At 67.4% G+C, this 2,479-nt stretch carries 5 protein-coding genes; all 5 read left to right on the forward strand.

Annotation, left to right across the window (positions count from 1 at the left end):
* On the forward strand, window positions 1-582 hold a 582-nt coding region (locus FJ980_RS29730; protein ID WP_140547191.1), incomplete at its 5' end, for a carbohydrate ABC transporter permease.
* Complete coding sequence (locus FJ980_RS29735) at window positions 579-1,316, forward strand: PIG-L family deacetylase (protein WP_140514580.1); 738 nt, start codon at window positions 579-581, stop codon at window positions 1,314-1,316. The genes FJ980_RS29730 and FJ980_RS29735, both read left to right, overlap by 4 nt.
* Window positions 1,313-1,993, forward strand: coding sequence for an ROK family protein (locus tag FJ980_RS29740; protein ID WP_246676605.1), 681 nt, complete (start codon window positions 1,313-1,315; stop codon window positions 1,991-1,993). Before FJ980_RS29735 ends, FJ980_RS29740 begins: the two co-directional genes overlap by 4 nt.
* The gene (locus FJ980_RS35550) at window positions 1,994-2,188 is read left to right on the forward strand and encodes a hypothetical protein (RefSeq protein ID WP_246676607.1); all 195 of its coding nucleotides are present in this window, start codon (window positions 1,994-1,996) and stop codon (window positions 2,186-2,188) included.
* Window positions 2,185-2,479, forward strand: a 295-nt coding sequence (locus FJ980_RS29745) for a GntR family transcriptional regulator (protein ID WP_140547192.1), incomplete at its 3' end; no start/stop codon positions are given. The genes FJ980_RS35550 and FJ980_RS29745, both read left to right, overlap by 4 nt.

Here is a 2,479-nt window from a genome sequence, read left to right on the forward strand (position 1 = left end):
AGCAGCGTCGTCTCGGCCATGTCCGCCTCTCCGCTCAGCCGCTATCGGCTGGGCTGGAACGCCATCATGCTCGGCCTGTTCCTGTCCGGCATCATGCTGCCGATAAGGCTCGCCTCGGTCGAGCTGTTCACGCTGATGCGCAATCTCGGCCTGCTGGATTCCCTGACCGGACTGATCCTCGTCTATTCGGCGATCCGCATTCCCTTCGCCGTCTTCATCTTCGCCAATTTCATGCGCGTCCTGCCCTCCGAACTCGACGAGGCGGCACGCATGGACGGCGCCGGCGAGGTCCGCATCCTGTTCCAGATCATCCTGCCGATGGTGAAGCCGGCGGTGTCGATCGTCGCCATCTTCACGGCGATCGCCGTGTGGAACGACTTCTTCTTCCCGCTGATCTTCATCTTCGACGACCGCTACAAGACCGTGCCGCTGGCCATCAGCGTCTTCGTCGGCCAGTACCGCACCGATTGGGGCCTGGTGTTCGCCTCGCTGGCGATCTCCATGGCGCCGATCCTGATCATGTATTGTCTGCTCGCCCGCCAGATTCGAGAGGGCGTAGGCGCCGGGGGAGGCATGAAATGATCGAGGACAGGATCTATGCCGCCAAATCCATCCTGGTCGTCGGCGCGCATGCCTTCGATGCCGAGGTGATCGCCGGACCGCTGGCGGCGGCCGCCGTAATGAGGGGCGCCACGGTGACGTTCCTGCACCTGAGCATGGGCGAGCAGGGCCATCCGTGCCTGATCCCCGAGCACTATTGCGCTCAGAAGGAAGAGGAAGCGGGCAGGGCCGCCGCTCGCCTCGGCGTCGCCATGCGCAATCTTGGCCTGCATGACGCCTTCCTGCCTTCCGATGACGAGACGGCGCTGAAACTGTGCGATGTCATTCGCGAGCTGAAGCCGGAAGTGGTCATAACCCATTGGCACGGCAGCTGGCACAAGGACCATCGCGCCGCAGCCAAGCTGACGCAGACCGGCATCTTCTTCGCCGCCCTTCCGACTGTTGCGCGCGACCATGCCGCCTTTACGCCGGGCTTGCTGCTGTTCGGCGAGAACTGGGAGGACGATGACGGTTTCCGCCCCGAGCACCTGGTCGACGTCAGCGACGGCTTCGAGGCGTGGAGCGAGGCGGTGCATGAATACGAGCTGGCGCGGGGCCTGAGCAGCTTCCCCTATGTCGATTACTACAGCGCGCTCTACCGTCTGCGCGGCTGCCTGCGCGGCACGCGCCATGCGCAGGCCTTCGCGGCGGCCTCGCATTCCTGGAACGCCGGCAGCGGTCTGTTCGCGCCACCGGCTGCCGGAGGGCGCCGATGACGCGGGTTCTGGCCATCGATCTCGGCGGCACAAATCTGCGTGCCGCCGTCCAGTCCGGCAATGTCAGCGCGCTGGAGAGGCCGAGCCGCGAACCGGCGCCGGCAAGCCTTGATGCCTTCGTCGCCCGTATCGCGGCGCTTTGCGCCGAGGCTGGCGCGGTCAAGGCGTTGGGCCTGGCGGTGCCAGGTCTCGTCGAGGGGTCGGTCTGCCGCTGGATCCCGAATCTCCCTTGGCTCGACGGTGTCGACATCGCGGCGCTGTTCCCGCAATTGCGCGTCGCCGTTGGCAATGACGCGCAGATCGCCCTGCTGGCGGAAGCCGTTGAAGGCAGCGCGAAGGGCATGTCGGATGCGATCCTGCTGGCAATCGGCACGGGCATAGGCTCGGCGGTGCTCGCCAACCACCGCATCGTCGCCGGCACGCATGGCGGCGCCTGCTCGTTCGGCTGGGCCTGCGCCGACATCAAGGACCATGGCGAGGAGCGCAGCGGCTGGCTGGAGCGCGTTGCATCGGGCCGCGCGCTTGACGCGCTTGCCGGCCAGGTCGGCCTTGCCAGCGGCCGCCAGCTGATCGCGGCTGCCCAGGCGGGCGAACTCGCGGCACAGACCTTGCTCGAGCTGCCGGCGCGCCGGCTGGGCACCGCGCTTGCCGGCGCCGTCGCGCTGCTCGACCCCTAGGTGGTCCTGGTTTCCGGCGGCCTTGCCGATGCGCTTGACGTCATCGGACCGCCGCTGCTTGCCGCGCTGCGGCGCCAATTGCCGCCGCATCTGCGCGGCATTTCTCTCAAGGCTGGCGCGTTCGGCCCCGGCGCCGGCCTGGTCGGTGCGGCAGTGGCCGGACAGGCCGGAAGCGGGTGGAGACAGATCCGATGAGTGAAGCCAGTTTTCAGCAGCCGGATCGCAGAAGGCCCGAGCCGCTCTGGTATCAGGTCGAGGAGGCCATCCGCGCCATCGTCAAAAGCGGCGAATGGGCGACGGGCGACCAGATCCCGGCCGAAGACCGGCTGGGCGCGCTGTTCGGGGTCAGCCGCATCACGCTGCGCCACGCTTTGCGCAATCTGGAGGAAAGCGGATTGCTGCGCCGCGAACACGGACGCGGCACCTTCGTGCGCTCCACCACGCTCGTCGCCGGCACCCGCGAACTGACGAGCTTCACTCAGGAGA

The sequence above is a fragment of the Mesorhizobium sp. B1-1-5 genome, from assembly GCF_006443065.1.
In the GTDB taxonomy this organism is placed as follows: domain Bacteria; phylum Pseudomonadota; class Alphaproteobacteria; order Rhizobiales; family Rhizobiaceae; genus Mesorhizobium.

Excerpts from the sequence above, each read along its gene's own strand:
- FJ980_RS29735 (WP_140514580.1), top strand. The coding sequence starts at position 579 with ATGATCGAGGACAGGATCTATGCCGCCAAATCCATCCTGGTCGTCGGC.
- FJ980_RS29740 (WP_246676605.1), top strand. The coding sequence starts at position 1,313 with ATGACGCGGGTTCTGGCCATCGATCTCGGCGGCACAAATCTGCGTGCC.